We start from the raw sequence: 15,717 nt of genomic DNA on the forward strand, positions 1-15,717 counted from the left end.
GGGTAGTCCCTGACGTTTGTGCGACTTTTGACGGCGTGTCGTCGCACAAACGTCAGGGACTATCCCAGCGGTTCGGTCAGGAACCGGGCCGCGGCCACCCACACATCGGGGTCCAGGCCAAGGCCGATGTGGGTCGAGCGGACCTCGAGGTGCTGGGCGTCGACGGAGAACCGGTCGATGCAGGCCCGCCAGTCGACGATGTTGTCGTTGCGGGTGAAGACCGACAGCAAGGGTCGGGTGACCGGGCGTTCGGCGTCGTACACCGCAGCCAGGTCGGAGACCCGGGCGCACTCGGCCTCGCCGTACGTCGGAGCCATCGGGGTGTGGCTCGGTCCACCGATGATGGGGGAGCCGAAGATGACCACGCGGTTCACCAGATCGGGGCGTTCGCGGGCCGCCTCGCGGGCGATCACCCCACCCAGGGACCAGCCGACCAGGTTCGCCGGGCGCCCGTCGCCGGCGGCCACGCGGGCCTCGAGCATGGGCAGGAAGGCGTCGCGGGTCGCCTCGACGTCGTCGCCGTTGACCCCCAGGCCCCAGTCGACGCCGCGGTGTCCGCGCCCGCTCAGGTAGCGACGGATCGGCAGCATCGAGGAGCCGGAGGCCTTCCACCCGGGCAGGGTGATCGTCATACGGCCGTCGCCGCGAGGTGCCGCAGCCAGTCGCCGATGGGCCAGCGCCAGTCGGACCGGCTCCTTGACGGTTCCGAGCTCGCCGATCACGCCGCGGGCGCTGGGGAACCCCTCGGGCAGCTCGTCGGTCGGGAAGTCGGCGGGCAGGGGGCGCTCGGTGGTGCTCATCGATCCTCGTCTCATGGCATGGGGCCCGGTGGTGGGCGTACAGTGATCATCCATGACACTGTCATGCATTGTCACGCCAACGAGAGGGAGACCACAGATGGCACGGGGATCGGTCACCGGGCTCGATGTCGTGGACGCCGCGTTGGGAATCGTGGACGTCGGTGGGTTCGAGGCCCTGTCGGTACGCCGCGTCGCCGACGCCCTGGGCGTCTCGCGTCAGGTCGTCTACACCCACCACGGGTCGATGACCGGGCTCCTCGACGCCCTGCACCGGCACGCCTCCGCGCTGTTGGCCTATGACGTCGGCTCGGCGCCGGGGGAGCGAGGCACGGTCGAGCACCTGCAGGCCTGCACGGCGGTCTACCTGCGCGGCGCCCGCGAGCGACCCGCGCTCTACCAACTGCTCTTCGGCCCCGCGGTCGCCGGCTTCACCCCCTCCGCCCTCGCCCAGCAGGAGAGCATCGCGTCCTTCGGCCACATCGTGGCGGCCGTGGACGCCTACCTGCACCCGGCCATCGATGGCGAGAGTGACCGGGAGAGCAGCCGTGCGACGGACCCCGCCAACCCGGCCTCATGGCCCTCGGACGCCATCGACCTGGCCCAGCTGCTCTGGTCCGGCGTACACGGCCTGATCGACCTCGAGCGGGCCGGGCACGCGACCCGCGACCGGACCGACGCCCTGTCGGTGGAGCTCGTACGCCGCCTCGTGGCCTCACCCTGAGCTACGTGAACCACCGGGGTAGTCCCTGACGTTTGTGCGACTTCCGACGGCGTGTCGTCGCATAAGCGTCAGGGACTACCCCAGTCGGTGACGTGCGGAGGCAGTCAGGTTGCTGGCAGGTCAGACGCACCACCATGGCGCCATGTTCGATCTCATCGCAGGCATCCCCGTCCACCCGCTCGTCGTGCACGCGATCGTGGTGCTGCTGCCGCTCGCGCTGATCGGCACGGTGGCGATCGCCGTACGACCGAAGTGGCGGGTGACCTTCGGGCCGCTCGTCGTCGGCGCCGCGCTGGCCTCGACGATCCTCTGTCCGATCGCCACCTCGAGCGGGGAGGCCCTGGAGAAGAGGGTCGGCGACCCCGGCAACCACGCCGCTCTCGGCGACACGTTGGTGTGGTTCTCCCTGGCCCTGCTGTTGGTCTCGGCCGCCTTGGTCTGGCTGCAGCGTCGCGCGAACAAGTCGAGCAGCGAAAGCAAGGCCAGTGGCCAGCGCCTCCTGACCGGGGTGGCCGCCCTCAGCGTGCTGGTCGCCGTGGCGGCGGGCGTGCAGGTCTACCGGGTCGGCGACTCCGGGGCGCACGCGGTCTGGGACGACGTCCCGGCCGCCACCAGCGGGAAGTGACACCCCACCGGTCACCCCGGACCCGACCGACTCAGCGACCCGCCCGGATGTCCCGCCGGGCGAACACCGGGATCCCGGCGAGGAGGACGACCACGCTCCCCAGGACCAACCACCCGAGACGGGGCGGGAAGGTCGAGCTGAGCGGCCCACCCTCCAACGCCTGGTAGAACGGCGACCACGGCAACAGCGGGTCCAGGGCCTCGACGAGCAGACCGGCGACGTACACGACGTAGCCGGCGACGGCCGCCACGCCGCCCACGGCCAACGCCACGGTACGACGCCCCGTCATGGCGCCGACCGACAGCGCCAAGAGGCCGTACTCGAGCCCGATCAAGCACATGGCCAACGATCCGATCGCCGCGTCGAGCGGGCTCACCTCCATGGAGAACAGCGCCGACATCAGCAGGGTCAGCGCCCCGACCACCGCGCCGAGCAGGAACACCGACACCGTCAGCGCGGCGACCCGCCCGAGGTAGAGCGTGGTGGTCGACAAGGGCGTCACCAACAAGACCTCGGTGATCCCCGCCTCCTCCTCGCCGGCGATCAACCACGCACCGCGCGTCACCCCGAAACCGATGAACAGCGCGGGCAGGACCAGGGTGAAGAGTTCGGCGTTGAAGAAGCCGAGGCCGGTGCTCATCGACTCGAGGTTGAACAGCTCCCGCATGCCCTCGGGGTAGCCGGCGAGCAGTTCCTCGAAGCCGGGCATATCCCGGATCGAGGGCCACATCGCCCCGAGCGCGAGCAACAGCGCCGAGAGTCCGACCATCCAGCCCACGAAGAGCCGGCGTTGGTCGCGCAGGGTCCTGCTCACCAGGGTGAGGATCATCCGGCGGCCCTCGGCTCGTCATATCGGGACAGGAAGATCTCCTCGAGGTCAGGCTCGTGGGTGACGATCCGTTCCACGCGCAGGGGGCCGATCTTCGCCAACAGATCGGCGGCCGATCCCTCGAGCGTCAGGTGCGCCGTACGCCCGGTCACCGTCACGTCGCGGACCCCGGCAGTGGCGGCCAGGTCGGCTCGCGATGGCGCTCGGCCTTCGAAGATCAGGTCGACGCGGCGTACGGCCCACGCCTTGAGGTCCGCAACCGACTCGACGACCAACAGGCGGCCGTCACGGATCATCGCGACCCGATCGGCGACCTGCTCAACCTCGGACAGCACGTGGGAGGACAGCAACACGGTGCGTCCCTCGTCCCGCGCCTCCCGGACGAGGTCGAGGAACTCGCGCTGCACGATGGGATCGAGCCCCGCCGTCGGCTCGTCGAGGACCAGCAGATCGGGCCGGTGCATCATCGCCTGGACGATCCCGACCTTCTGCCGGTTGCCGTGGGACAGGGTGCCGATGCGCCGGCTGAGGTCCAGATCGAGGCGATCGGCCAGGCGAGTGATCATCCGTGGGTCGACGCCGCCGCGGAGACGGGCGAGGAAGCGGAGGTACTCCGCGCCGGTGAGGTCGGGGTACGCCGTGAAGTCGCCCGGCAGGTAGCCGATCCGGCGCTGGACCTCGTCACGGTGCCGGGCCACGTCGAGCCCGAACACGTGCACCGACCCGCCGGTCGGTCGGGCCAACCCGACGATGAGGCGGATCGTGGTCGTCTTGCCCGACCCGTTCGGTCCGAGGTAGCCGAAGACCTCACCGGGCTCCACGGTGAGCGTGACCCCGTCGAGCGCCCGGTGCCGGCCGAAGGCCTTGGAGACACCATCGGTTGCGATGGGTGTCTCGTGGGAGCGCTCGATCGCAGGGGTCACGTCAGCCGCATCCTCGAACCGCGCGCATCAGATCGCCGCAGGGACCATGAACACCGGGCAGGTGCTGTGGTGCAGGGTCGTCCGGGCGACGGGTCCGAGGTGGGAGCCGAGCGGCAGCAGGTGGTGCCGGCGTCCCAGGACCAGCAGGGAGGATCGCCGCGAGGCTTCCATCAACGCGTCGATCGGTACGCCGTGGCGGATCTCGAGGTCCACCTTCACGTCGGGGAACTCGGCCGCGTACTCCTCGATGACCGGTTCGAGCTCGGCACGGGTCCGCGTGGTCCAGGCGCGGCGTACGTCCTCATCGACCAGAGCCAGCTCGTAGGTGCCCGCAACCCACCAGGCGTGGAGCACGTTCAGCGAGGTGCCGCGCGCCCGGGCCTGTTCGAAGCCCGCCCGCAGGAGCCGATGGGCCTCGCCGGCGTCTTGGACGGCCACCGTGACCGGGGCTTCATCGGCGGTCGCCGACCAGTCCTCGGGCACTGCGACCGCGGGTACGTCGGCCCGTGAGGCGACCCCGTTGATCGTCGAACCGGTGAGGATCCGGTGCAGTCCGCCGATCCGGCGCTGCTGCAGCACGATCATCCGACTGTGGTCCGCGACCCGGACCAGCCCATCGACGATCTTGCGGCTGTCGATCCGCTCACCGGACACGTCGGTCCCGGTGTCGGCGCCGCGCTTCCGGGCGTGGGCGAGGGCTTGTTCCAGCTCGGCCTCGACGGTTGCCGCACCGGCTGGATAGGTGCCGGTGTCCTCGACCGGGCTGGTCATCGGCGCGACCTGGACCAGGTGCACCGCGCTCTGGGTACGCCGGGCCTCGCTGATCGCGAACTCGATGGCGGCGTCGCTTCCGTGACGCCCGATGGCTACCAGGATGGCGTTCTCGATGTGGTCCATGGGGGACTCCTCTCTCGACACCACCAGCCTGCGCGATGCAGCGCTTCTGGGCGCGAGGCGGAAGTCCCCGATTCGAGGGACCTTGGTCGGGATCAGGATCCGACGGAGGGGGATAACCGGGGGACGGTCACCCCGAGGCCGCACCTGCATCGCCTGTCGGCACAGGTGAGGCGGCTAGTGGGTGGGCCCTGTCGGACTCGAACCGACAACCAACGGATTAAAAGTCCGGAGCTCTGCCAATTGAGCTAAGGGCCCGGCGCATGGAAAGAACTATGGAAACTTCATCAGAAGCTTCCTCGAACAATCCAGACGGCGTAGATCGTATCTCCGGGGGCGCCGCGGTCCGCATCGAGGGCGCAGCTATCGCGATGCTGGTCCATCCGGCGGCGCCGGTGGCAGGGTGCGGTTCATGGACGACGACGCTGCGAAGGCCAACCTGCACACCTATCTGAAGCACGAGCGCGAGGCGGTGCTCTCCAAGCTCGACGGGCTCTCGGAGTACGACGTCCGCCGCCCGTTGACCATCACGGGGACCAACCTGTTGGGTCTGGTCAAGCATCTGGCGACCTGGGAGGCGAGGTACCTCGGCGAGGTCTTCGACCGCCCCTTCCCAGAACCCCTGCCGCGGTGGGACATCGAGGCCGAGCGGCTGGCCGACATGTGGGCGACGGCGGAAGAGTCCCGCAGCGAGGTCGTCGACCGCTACCGGCGCGTGTGGGCGCACAGCGACGCGACCGTGGAGTCCCTCGCTCTCGATGCCACAGGCCACGTCGCCTGGTGGGGCGACGCTGAGGTGCCGCTGTTCAACATCCTCGTTCACCTGCTGGCCGAGACCAGTCGGCACGCGGGCCACGCCGACGTCCTGCGTGAAGAGCTAGACGGAGCTGTGGGGACCGACGCGGAGGCCATGGCCGTGCCCCAGCACGACCCAGGGTTCTGGGCTCGACGCCGCGAGGAGATCGAGGAGGCCGCCAGAACGGCCAGGTGATTGCGCTCAGCTCGCTGCGAGCTCCACGAACAAGAAGCAGATGAAGGAGCGCCCATCTTCGGTGGGCAGCAGCTCCGCCGGAGTGTCAGCCGCAGGCGGAGGTTCGGTGACTTGCTTGATACCGAACCCGGCGTCGATGAAGCTGTTGAGGACGTCCTGGAGGGGCCGGTGCCAGTAGGTCATCCACACCGTCTGATCGCCGTAGTCGTAGTCCTCGGAGTACTGGGTGCGGGCGAAGTAGTCGGCATCGGGGTACACGATCGCGTAGACCATCGGGTGAATGATCGAGACGGTGAGCCGACCACCGGGCTTGAGCACCCGTCGTACCTCCGCCAGTGTCGAGGCCCAGTCCTCCACGTAGTGCAGTGACAGGGACGCCACGACGAGATCGAACCTGTCGTCGGGATAGGGCAGGGGTGCCCCCAGGTCCGCGACTCTCACGTCCGCGTCCTCGCCCAGCCTTTCGCCGGCCAGGTCGACCATCACCGGACTCAGATCAAAGCCGTACACGACCGCACCCTGGGCCCGCAGAGCCTCCATAAGGGGGCCCGACCCGCACCCGGCGTCGAGAACCTCCAGACCCGCGACGTCGCCAGCGAGCCGCAGCATCTCCGGACGCTCGTAGTAGGCGTTGAAGAGGCTCTTCTCGTTCCTGGCCGAGTACGCGGCTGCGAAACCGTCGTACTCGGCGTCAGAGGTCTCGGACCATTCTCCCGGATCAGACATGCCAGGTTTCTACCCCGGCCGGTTGAGGGATACACAGCATGAAGGGAGATAAATCCGCAGTCGGTGCGGATTTATCTCCCCTAAGCCGGGACAGACCGGACAAGCCTCGCCGAACCCCGAAGCGATCAGGCAGGGTCGTCCAGGCGGCTCTTGCGGTCGGCCGACGTCGAGGCGACGTGGCGGGCGACCTCGGGCTGGGCGTCGAGCATGGCGGAGAAGGCGCGGGGGGTGAAGACGAGCAGGTCCATCTCGGTGGCCGCGGTCACCGTCGCCGTCCGCGACTGGGGGCCGTCGACGATCGACATCTCGCCGAGCAGCTCGCCAGCGCCGACGCGGGCGATCTCCTGCTCGCCGCGGCTGACGATCGCTTCACCCGATACGACGACGTACGCCTCGTCCGGGTGCCCGCCCTCCTTGAGCAGCACGCGCGAGGCCGGCATCGTGACCACGTCGCCCAGGGAAGCGATCTGCGTCAGTTCCTTCTGGGTGCAACCCTCGAAGAGGGGGAGGGCGTGCAGCGCAGCCAACTTGGGGTCCTTGTGCTTCATGGGGTGCCTTTCGTGTGGGACGTTCGGTATGTCGAGAGTGTCACCCATGAGCACCGAATCGAACCGTTAGCGACCGTTATCACGTCAGGCCGTGGGAGATCCCGGTCACGCATCGCAGACGGCCACGACAGCGCTTACATCCGAGTGATTCCCAAGCAGGTAGGGGCGCAGAGGCTGCATTCCCAGGCGGGCCGCGGGGCCCAAATGGGTGAAGTTCGCCCCCGCGGAAAGTTTTTGTGCTCCGGAAGGGGCGTTCTCACCAGGTCGTTGGTACTGTTCGGGGCACAACAGATGCAAGTTCCAGCTGGTCTGACGCCTGCGGAGTTTGTGATCCAACGGCGTTTCTTCTTTGTGGTTGCCAATCACGGGTCGGGGCGACGTGTCACCGCATCTGGTGGTGGTCGCTGAAGTTGCGGCTAACGTTCCGATTACAGGAGTAACGAGTAACATGGCTCAAGGCACCGTGAAGTGGTTCAACGCCGAGAAGGGTTTCGGCTTCATTGCGCAGGAGGACGGCGGAGACGACGTTTTCGTGCACTACTCGGCGATCCAGTCGCAGGGCTACAAGTCCCTCGACGAGAACCAGAAGGTTGAGTTCGACGTCACCCAGGGGCCCAAGGGCCCCCAGGCTGAGAACGTCCACGCCGTCTGATTCGCCAGTTGGACTGATCCCAGTCCTTCTACTACGGGGCCTCGTCGAAAGACGGGGCCCCGTAGTGCATTTCAGCCCGCCGTACGCCGCATCGCAGGTGGGCTAGTTCGTCCGAAACTTTTCCGACTTTCAGGTGTAGACCTCGGTTGAATGGGGGATGCTGCTCATGTCACGAACCGATCACCCAGCAGCACCGACAGCCGCTCCGTACGATTCGGACAGAACGTGCCCACAATTCTCGGTGAGAGGTTTGCCATGAGGGGGATCCACCCAATGCACGACCAGTTCGACGTCACCCTCGAGGACAGTGATCTGCTCGGCGAGGTCGAGTTGACCACCAACCTGATCATTGCGGCCAGTGAGTGCGAAGGCCCGCTGAGCGCCGCCCAGATCGACCGCATCCTCGGCGTGGCCTGACCCTTCGGCCCGGCTACCCGCCGATCCCGCACCGCTCGCCCATCCCGCACGACCGCTGAAGCGGCACGCTCAGCAGGTCGCGAACAGCACCGGCCCGTTGCTGAGGTCCGAGAGCACAAAACTGTTGGCCGCCGGCGTCAGATCCATCGTGACGACACGATCCTCGGCCGCCACCTCATCCACGGTGAACCGGTCGGTGAAGTCTCCACCCTGACCCGGGGCCGGCCCCCGCACGAGCACCGACCGCGTGGTGGCATTGGTTTTGGCCTGATCGGCATTCTCGAAGCCCATCGCCACCCGGACATCCATCCCTCGCTGGGCGGAGATGGAGAAGGCGGTCATCGGATTGACCTTGCCGGCCTGTTGGAGCAGCTCGTCGGCCGCGTCCTGATCGGTGGGGTCGGCCCCCGCCATCGCCAGCGCCTCGCAGGCGTAATCGCCGGAGTAGACCGACGCCGAGAGCGCGTTGCCCGCAGCCTTGGTCACGTCGGCGAGACCCTCGTCCAGATCGTGCGGCGACCGGGCCGCCTTCAGGGCCCGTTCAGCGGTGTCCGGGGTGTCACTGGCCACCAGCAGGTGTTGGTCGGGGACGAGCCCGATGTAGGTCAGCACCGGCGAGAGTCCACCGATCAGCGCGATCTGGTCGGCGCTGCCGCGCCAGATGTCGCCCTCGTCGTTCTTCTTGGGCCGCTGATAGTCCAACCGGGTCAGGTTGCGGCCCAGGACCTCGAAGTCGAAGCTGCTGGGGAGCCGCACGATCACGGCGGCGCCGATGCTGTCCTGACTGAAGAGCTCCCACTCGATCGAAGCCGGGGAGAAGCCCAACTCGCGCTGCAACTGCTCGGCGGACTCGACCAGCGCGGTGTTGGAGGTGAGGTCGGCGTCGAAGCCGGCGTTGAGGAAACTGGTGACCTGGTCGATCGTCGGCGAGCCCAGGTCTAGACCCATTTCCGCACGCACCCCGGCCCAGTCGGTGAACGAGAACCGCTGACCCTCCTCGGGGGCACGGGTGAGTGCCGTCTCGAGGTCGGATTCGTCGCCACCAGCGGCCATTCGCGATCCGAGCACCCCGGCCAGCGCCACTACCGCGAGCACCGTCACCCCGATCAGCAGGGTCCTCGGACGTGCCGAGGCCATGAAGGAGGGAGGGGTCACGTAACTAGCTCTTCCTGTTTTCCAGACGATGATGTGAGACTACCTGCGTGCCCGAGAGCAAGGACGTCGAAGCCGGCGGGGTGGTCGTCTTCGGCCCCAAGAAGCGCGTACTTCTGGTTCACCGCCCGAAGTACGACGACTGGTCGTTCCCCAAGGGCAAGGTCGACCCGGGGGAGCACCCGACGACCGCCGCGGTCCGTGAGGTCGCCGAGGAGACCGGGGTCGACGTACGCCTCGGGGTGCCGCTCGACTCTCAGCGCTACGCCCTGAACTCCCAGGTTGCCATGAAGAAGGTGCACTACTGGGTCGGACGGGTGGTCGGCGACGACGACGTCAGCAGCTACGTCCCCAACGACGAGATCGACCAGGTCGAATGGGTGGAGTACGACGACGCCCTGGCCCGGCTCACCTACTCCCGCGACGTCGAGACCCTGACCCAGGCCCACGAGCGTCGCCACAAGACCCGTGCGCTGGTGGTCCTGCGCCACGCCCACGCGCAGTCCCGCAAGACCTGGACCGGCGAGGACCTGAAGCGACCCCTCGAGAAGGTCGGGGAGGCGGTCGCCGAGGCGCTGGTCCCGGTCCTGGCCGCCTACGACGTACGCCGTGTGGTCTCCTCCGGCGCCACCCGCTGCGTCCAGACGGTGCGACCGTTCACCGAGGTCTGGGGCCACAAACTCCACACCACGCGCCGGTTGACCGAGGAGCGCGCGACCCCGGCCCGGGTCGCCGCGGTCATCGAGGAGTTGGCCGAAAGCCCTCACGGATCGGTGCTGTGCACCCACCGCCCCGTGCTCCCGCTGGTCTTCGACCACCTTGGGCTGAAGGACCCCTCACTGGACACCGGGGAGATGGTGGTCGTCCACCTGCGCCACGGCGACGTCGTTGCCGTCGAGCGTCACCTCATCCGCTGACCACGGCGTCGGACGGTCGTCAACCCGGAATCGGCCCGCAACGGGCCTATTCATGTGATGGACGTCTCCCGGGTGCCGATCGCTTCACCTAGAAACCTGCTCTGTTCACTGCTCGTTCACCGACGACCGCTGCTTAGGACACTTCGGCTCAGCACACTCATCAACGTCAACCTCAGACGATAACCAGGAGAACGAAGTGAATAGCACTTTCGTCCGCCGCGGGATCATCCCCGGCATCGCAGCTCTCGCCCTGACCCTGTCCGCTTGCGGCGCAGGCAACGAAGAAGCTTCCAGCAGCACCGGCGATGAGTCCCTCTCCGGCACCCTCGCCGGCGGCGGCGCCTCGACGCAGCAGGCCGCCATGGGCGCCTGGGCCGTCGGTTTCCAGACCAAGAACCCCGGCGTCACCGTCGAGTACGACCCCGTCGGCTCCGGTGGTGGGCGCGAGAACTTCATCTCGGGCGCCTTCCCCTTCGCCGGTTCGGACGCCTACCTGACCGACGACGACGGCGAGCTCTCCGACGCCGCCGAGCGTTGCGGTGGCACGGTGCTCGAGGTGCCGTCGTACATCAGCCCGATCGCGATCATCTTCAACGTCGACGGTGTCGACGAGCTGGAGCTCTCACCCTCGACTCTGGCCGCGATCTTCGCCGGCAAGATCAAGCAGTGGGACGACCCGGCCATCGCCAAGGAGAACCCCGACGCCTCGCTCCCGGCCGAGAACATCAACCCGGTGCACCGTTCGGACGAGTCGGGCACGACCGAGAACTACACCGACTACCTGACCGCCGTCGCCCCCGACCAGTGGGAGGCCGGCGCCATCGAACTGTGGCCCGAGGAGTACCGCGGCGAGGGAGCCAAGGGCACCTCCGGTGTCGTCTCGGCCGTCGAGAACGGCGTCAACTCCATCGGGTACGCCGACGCCAGCCAGGCCGGTGACCTCGGCGTGGCGAGCATCGGGGTGGGCGACGAGTTCGTGGCCCCGGCCCCCGAGGCCGCCGCCAAGATCCTCGAAGCGTCCCCGCCGGCGGAGTCCGCCAGCGAGACCGAGTTGATCTTCGACCTGGACTTCGCCACGGAGGAGTCGGGGACCTACCCGATCGTCCTGACGTCGTACCTCATGGCCTGCCAGAGCTACGACGACGCCGAGACCGCCGCGTTGACCAAGGCGTTCGTCACCTACGTCATCAGCGACGAGGGTCAGCAGCAGGGTGCAGCCGAGGCCGGCTCCGCGCCGTTGTCGGCGGACCTCCAGAGCCAGGCGACCGCGATCATCGACAAGATCGAGGTCGGCTGATCGCAGCCTGATCGTGTGACGGATCCGGGCCCGCTGAGCGGGTCCGGATCCATCCGCGTCACGGGCAGCGTCGCGGGTCGGCTCACAAGTCGGGAAGTCGCAGTATTTCCCCAGAACGCCCAAATCGCGCAACACTGATCGAACACCTCCCAGCAAGACGCCGGAAGACCAGCAAAGGAGCCCAGGTGGCCACGGATACATCCGTCACCGAGAGCGACACCACGATCTTCGACGACCAGTCGACCGGACGTTTCGGGGACGCCGCCTTCCGCGGTCTGTCCCTCGGCTCGGCGTTGCTCATTCTCGGGGCCCTGGCCGGAGTCGGGATCTTCCTCCTCGTCGAGGGGATGCCGGCGCTGGGTTACAGCGGCGATGCCGTCTACGGCGAGTCGAGCATCTGGGCCTACTCGCTTCCGCTGCTTTTCGGCACCGTGGTCGCCGCCTTGATCGCGATGATCATCGCGACCCCGCTGGCCATCGGTGTGGCCCTGGTCATCTCCCACTACGCGCCGCGTCGGCTGGCCAAGGGGCTCGGGGCCCTGATCGACCTGTTGGCCGCCATCCCCAGCGTCGTCTACGGACTCTGGGGTCTGACCTTCCTGGCCCCCGCTATCTTCCCGGTCTTCCAGTGGCTGCAACGCAACCTCGGCTTCCTGCCCTTCTTCGAGGGTCCGGTGACCACCGGCCGCACCATCTTCACCGCTGGCGTGGTGCTGGCCATCATGGCGCTGCCGATCATCACCGCGATCTGCCGTGAGGTCTTCCTCCAGACCCCAACTACCCACCAGGAGGCTGCGCTCGCTCTGGGCGCCACCCGTTGGGAGATGATCCGGCTCACGGTCTTCCCCTACGCCCGCTCGGGTGTCATCTCCGCGGTGATGCTCGGACTGGGTCGTGCGCTCGGCGAAACCATGGCCGTGGCCCTCGTGCTCGCGGTCACCGGCAACGGCGTGGTCACCAGCAACCTGATCTCCTCGCAGAACCCCTCGACCATCGCGGCCAACGTCGCCCTCAACTTCGGTAACGCTTCCGGACCCAAGGTGGACACCTTGATCTTCACCGGTCTGCTGCTCTTCCTGCTGACCTTCGCCGTCAACTTCGCCGGTCGCGCCATCGCGACCCGTGGACAGGCCAGGGGGTGAGGACATGACCGACAACAATCTCGCCGCCCTGGACCTCTCGATCACCCGTCCCCGGCTGCCCGCCATGGCCACGCCGCTCGCGGCCGGCATCGCCGCCACCATCGGAGCCCTGTTCGGGCTGTTGGCCGGTGCCGGGCCGGTCGGAATGGTCATGCTGGCCTGGGCCGCGTTCATGATCGGACTGCCGCTGTGGTCCCGCTCCGTGGAGGGTGGCCGCAAGGCCGCCGACCGGCTCGCGACCCTCCTGATGTGGTCGGCCTTCGTGGCGGCCATGCTGCCGTTGGTCGCGCTGCTCTACACGGTGGTCAGCAAGGGCGCAGGCATCTTGTCCGCGCAGTTCTTCCAGAACTCGATGTTCAACGTCCTCGGCTCGGGTGGCGGCATCTACCACGCGATCTTCGGCACCCTGATCATCACCGGCCTGGCCTCGTTGATGTCGGTGCCGATCGGTGTACTGACGGCCGTCTACCTCGTCGAGTACGGCAAGGGGAAACGCCTGGCCAAGCTGATCACCTTCCTGGTCGACGTGATGACCGGGATTCCCTCGATCGTCGCCGGGCTGTTCGCCTACGCCCTGTTCGTCATCTTCTTCGGACCCGGCGTCCGGCTCGGGTTCGGTGGGGCGGTCGCGCTGAGCGTGCTGATGATCCCCATCGTGGTCCGGGCCACCGAGGAGATGCTCAAGCTCGTTCCCGACGAGCTGCGGGAGGCGGCGTACGCCCTGGGTGTGCCGAAGTGGCGCACCATCACCAAGGTCGTGCTGCCCACCGCGGTGGCCGGCATCGTCACCGGCGTCACCCTGGCCATCGCCCGGGTCGCGGGAGAAACGGCCCCGCTGCTGATCATTGCGGGGCTCACCTCCGGGGTGAACTTCAACCCCTTCTCGGAGCGGATGGCGACCCTCCCGGTCTACATCTTCTTCTCCATCACCGAGCCGCCGGGACAGTACCGAGACGAGTACGAAGCCTATGCTTGGGGCGCAGCCCTGGTGTTGGTGACCATCGTGATGACCCTGAACGTGATCGCGCGTGTGATCGGAAGCGTATTCGCCCCGAAGACCGGGCGCTGAGAACGGAATCTGGAGAGACCAACATGGCCAAGAGCATCGATATCTCAGACCTGAACATCTACTACGGCGACTTCTGCGCCGTGGAGGGTGTCAACATGACCATCCGGGCCCGGGCGGTGACCGCGTTCATCGGGCCGTCGGGGTGTGGCAAGTCCACCTTCCTGCGATCGCTGAACCGGATGCACGAGGCGATCCCCGGCGCGCGCGTCGAGGGCAAGGTCGTGGTCGACGGACAGTCGCTCTACGACCCCAACATCGACCCGGTCGCGGTACGCCGCCAGATCGGGATGGTCTTCCAGCGCCCCAACCCGTTCCCCACGATGTCGATCTACGACAACGTGCTGGCCGGGATCCGCCTGAACGCCAAGCGGCTGCCCAAGAAGGAGTGCGACGAGATCGTCGAGCGCTCCTTGAAGGGCGCCAACCTTTGGGAAGAGGTCAAGGACCGCCTCAACAAGCCCGGTATGGGTCTCTCCGGTGGGCAGCAGCAGCGCCTCTGCATCGCCCGCGCGATCGCCGTACAACCGCAGGTGCTGTTGATGGACGAGCCGTGCTCGGCCCTCGACCCCATCTCGACGGCTGCGATCGAGGACCTGATCCACGAGTTGAAGACCGACTACACGATCGTCATCGTCACCCACAACATGCAGCAGGCCGCCCGCGTCTCCGACGACACCGGCTTCTTCAACCTCAAGGGCGCAGGCCGGCCGGGGCACTTGGTCGAGTTCAACCCGACCAAGAAGATCTTCTCCCAGCCCGACGACCCCTCCACCGAGGATTACGTCTCCGGTCGCTTCGGGTAGTCGGTTCGGGACCTGCGTTCTGGTCGTTTTCCTGCCCGTTTTTCGACCACAACGCAGGTCGCGAGGTCACGCCTCCCCAGGAGGTCGTGCGTGAGCCTCAAGGGTCAGTGGGAGGTCGCACCCTGGCTCCATGACGCGACCACCGTTCGTCCCGCCCGGGCATCCTCACCGTCCCCACCTCGTCCCGCCGGTGGCCGTCGCCCCGAGTGGACTGACCGGCCCGACCCGAGCGATGGCACGAGGCGGGCAGTGGCGCCGCAGCAACCGCGGTCTGTACGTCCCGGCCACGGCCGACCCCACCCTCCCCGAGCAACGAATCATCGAGGCGGCCGCGGTGTTGCGTCCAGGCGGTGGTGCCCTCACCGGCTGGGCGGCCGTGTGCTGGTCGGGTGGTCGATGGTTCACCGGCACCACGGCGTACGGCGTGCCTCGCCCGGTGTGCTTGGCGGCCGACAAGGTCCGGCCCCAACCGGGGATCGTGATCACCGAGGAACGGCTTGATCCGCGCACGGTGGTGGTCCACGACGGCTTGGCGATCACCGACGCGGTCAGCTCGGTCGTCTACGAGATGCGTCACGCGGAGTCCGAGGTGGAGGCGGCGGTGTGCTGGGAGATGGCGGCGTACGACGACCTCGTCGATCACGGCGGAACCCTCAGGGCCCTGGGTTTCCTCGACGGGCGGACCGGGGTCCGGCAGGCGCGGGCGGCCCTGGCATGGGTCGACGAGAACAGCTGGTCGCCGTGGGAGACGCGGATGAAGGGAATCTGGATCTTCGTCGCGGGGTTGCCGCGACCCTTGTGCAACCAGCCCGTCTTCGATCGGTTGGGGCGTCACCTGATCACCCCGGACCTGCTCGATCCGGAGGCTGGCATGGTGGGGGAGTACGACGGGGAGATGCACGCGCAAGCGAACCGGCGACGCTCTGATCGCGACCGCGCCGCGTTGTGTCGTGAACTCGGCCTGGAGTTGGTGGTCATGATGCGCGGCGACGCCGCGGACCCGGCCCGTGTGGCAGCCCGAATGCACGCCGCTCGAGGTCGAGCGGCGTCCGCCGCCGAGAGCACGCGAGCGTGGACCATCCATCCACCTCCCTGGTGGACGCCCACCGGCACGGTCGCCCAACGTCGCGCGCTGAGCCGGGGGCAACGAGCCGGGTTCCTGCGCTATCGGCGCGTCAACTAGCGTCGTTCTGGACCACGATTTCGACGAC

18 protein-coding genes and 1 tRNA gene are annotated in these 15,717 nt (G+C 67.7%); 11 read left to right on the forward strand and 8 right to left on the reverse strand.

Translation table 11 applies throughout. The features are described 5' to 3' along the window. Nucleotides 1-59: 59 nt before the first annotated feature. Nucleotides 60-800, reverse strand: a complete 741-nt coding sequence (locus ACYVLV_RS17955; RefSeq protein ID WP_460812320.1) for an esterase/lipase family protein — start codon at nucleotides 798-800, stop codon at nucleotides 60-62. A gap of 97 nt (nucleotides 801-897) precedes the next feature. On the opposite strand from ACYVLV_RS17955, the gene ACYVLV_RS17960 reads away from it, so the two are divergent. Then, complete coding sequence (locus ACYVLV_RS17960) at nucleotides 898-1,521, forward strand: TetR/AcrR family transcriptional regulator (RefSeq protein WP_460812322.1); 624 nt, start codon at nucleotides 898-900, stop codon at nucleotides 1,519-1,521. A 142-nt stretch (nucleotides 1,522-1,663) separates the two neighbouring features. Then, a complete protein-coding gene (locus ACYVLV_RS17965) occupies nucleotides 1,664-2,146 on the forward strand; it encodes a DUF2231 domain-containing protein (RefSeq protein ID WP_460812324.1) in 483 nt (160 codons plus the stop codon). Nucleotides 2,147-2,177: 31 nt separating this feature from the next. On the opposite strand, the gene ACYVLV_RS17970 is transcribed toward ACYVLV_RS17965, so the two are convergent. The 4 genes from ACYVLV_RS17970 to ACYVLV_RS17985 all read right to left on the reverse strand — a co-directional run bounded on the left by ACYVLV_RS17970 (nucleotide 2,178) and on the right by ACYVLV_RS17985 (nucleotide 5,050). Then, entirely contained in the window at nucleotides 2,178-2,975 is a 798-nt protein-coding gene (locus ACYVLV_RS17970; protein ID WP_460812327.1) for a hypothetical protein, read from the reverse strand. After that, complete coding sequence (locus ACYVLV_RS17975; RefSeq protein ID WP_460812329.1) at nucleotides 2,972-3,898, reverse strand: ABC transporter ATP-binding protein; 927 nt, start codon at nucleotides 3,896-3,898, stop codon at nucleotides 2,972-2,974. The genes ACYVLV_RS17970 and ACYVLV_RS17975 overlap by 4 nt, the downstream gene beginning before the upstream one ends. A 27-nt stretch (nucleotides 3,899-3,925) precedes the next feature. Then, a complete protein-coding gene (locus ACYVLV_RS17980; RefSeq protein ID WP_460812331.1) occupies nucleotides 3,926-4,795 on the reverse strand; it encodes a universal stress protein in 870 nt (289 codons plus the stop codon). Nucleotides 4,796-4,977: 182 nt separating this feature from the next. Further along, nucleotides 4,978-5,050 (reverse strand) — tRNA-Lys (locus ACYVLV_RS17985). 154 nt (nucleotides 5,051-5,204) lie between these two features. Here ACYVLV_RS17985 and ACYVLV_RS17990 point away from each other — a divergent pair. Continuing rightward, nucleotides 5,205-5,783, forward strand: a complete 579-nt coding sequence (locus ACYVLV_RS17990; RefSeq protein WP_460812333.1) for a DinB family protein — start codon at nucleotides 5,205-5,207, stop codon at nucleotides 5,781-5,783. A 6-nt stretch (nucleotides 5,784-5,789) separates the two neighbouring features. Here the strand turns inward: ACYVLV_RS17990 and ACYVLV_RS17995 are convergent, their stop codons facing one another. Continuing rightward, nucleotides 5,790-6,509 carry a class I SAM-dependent methyltransferase gene (locus ACYVLV_RS17995; protein ID WP_460812335.1) on the reverse strand — a complete coding sequence of 240 codons (720 nt, stop codon included), beginning with the start codon at nucleotides 6,507-6,509 and terminating at the stop codon, nucleotides 5,790-5,792. A 125-nt stretch (nucleotides 6,510-6,634) separates the two neighbouring features. Beyond that, nucleotides 6,635-7,057 carry a cyclic nucleotide-binding domain-containing protein gene (locus ACYVLV_RS18000; RefSeq protein WP_460812337.1) on the reverse strand — a complete coding sequence of 141 codons (423 nt, stop codon included), beginning with the start codon at nucleotides 7,055-7,057 and terminating at the stop codon, nucleotides 6,635-6,637. 448 nt (nucleotides 7,058-7,505) lie between these two features. On the opposite strand from ACYVLV_RS18000, the gene ACYVLV_RS18005 reads away from it, so the two are divergent. Both ACYVLV_RS18005 and ACYVLV_RS18010 read left to right on the forward strand, forming a co-directional pair. Continuing rightward, on the forward strand, nucleotides 7,506-7,709 hold the full coding sequence (locus ACYVLV_RS18005) for a cold-shock protein (RefSeq protein WP_460812339.1): 204 nt from the start codon (nucleotides 7,506-7,508) through the stop codon (nucleotides 7,707-7,709). A gap of 273 nt (nucleotides 7,710-7,982) precedes the next feature. Further along, the gene (locus tag ACYVLV_RS18010) at nucleotides 7,983-8,126 is read left to right on the forward strand and encodes a hypothetical protein (protein WP_460812342.1); all 144 of its coding nucleotides are present in this window, start codon (nucleotides 7,983-7,985) and stop codon (nucleotides 8,124-8,126) included. Nucleotides 8,127-8,195: 69 nt separating this feature from the next. Here the strand turns inward: ACYVLV_RS18010 and ACYVLV_RS18015 are convergent, their stop codons facing one another. Then, nucleotides 8,196-9,281: a hypothetical protein gene (locus tag ACYVLV_RS18015; RefSeq protein WP_460812345.1), complete on the reverse strand. Its 1,086-nt coding sequence runs from the start codon at nucleotides 9,279-9,281 to the stop codon at nucleotides 8,196-8,198. A gap of 47 nt (nucleotides 9,282-9,328) precedes the next feature. Here ACYVLV_RS18015 and ACYVLV_RS18020 point away from each other — a divergent pair, with 47 nt between their 5' ends. From ACYVLV_RS18020 to ACYVLV_RS18045, 6 genes are all read left to right on the forward strand, one after another. Further along, nucleotides 9,329-10,195, forward strand: coding sequence for an NUDIX hydrolase (locus tag ACYVLV_RS18020; RefSeq protein ID WP_460812349.1), 867 nt, complete (start codon nucleotides 9,329-9,331; stop codon nucleotides 10,193-10,195). Between the two features lie 196 nt (nucleotides 10,196-10,391). Then, nucleotides 10,392-11,492: a phosphate ABC transporter substrate-binding protein PstS gene (gene pstS / locus ACYVLV_RS18025; RefSeq protein WP_460812352.1), complete on the forward strand. Its 1,101-nt coding sequence runs from the start codon at nucleotides 10,392-10,394 to the stop codon at nucleotides 11,490-11,492. Nucleotides 11,493-11,677: 185 nt separating this feature from the next. Then, the gene (pstC, locus tag ACYVLV_RS18030) at nucleotides 11,678-12,634 is read left to right on the forward strand and encodes a phosphate ABC transporter permease subunit PstC (RefSeq protein WP_460812354.1); all 957 of its coding nucleotides are present in this window, start codon (nucleotides 11,678-11,680) and stop codon (nucleotides 12,632-12,634) included. A 4-nt stretch (nucleotides 12,635-12,638) separates the two neighbouring features. Continuing rightward, entirely contained in the window at nucleotides 12,639-13,703 is a 1,065-nt protein-coding gene (pstA, locus tag ACYVLV_RS18035; RefSeq protein WP_460812356.1) for a phosphate ABC transporter permease PstA, read from the forward strand. Nucleotides 13,704-13,726: 23 nt separating this feature from the next. Next, the gene (gene pstB / locus ACYVLV_RS18040) at nucleotides 13,727-14,506 is read left to right on the forward strand and encodes a phosphate ABC transporter ATP-binding protein PstB (RefSeq protein WP_460812358.1); all 780 of its coding nucleotides are present in this window, start codon (nucleotides 13,727-13,729) and stop codon (nucleotides 14,504-14,506) included. Nucleotides 14,507-14,636: 130 nt separating this feature from the next. Beyond that, entirely contained in the window at nucleotides 14,637-15,689 is a 1,053-nt protein-coding gene (locus ACYVLV_RS18045; RefSeq protein WP_460812360.1) for a hypothetical protein, read from the forward strand. Nucleotides 15,690-15,717 lie beyond the last annotated feature (28 nt).

It is taken from the genome of Nocardioides salsibiostraticola (genome assembly GCF_054783655.1).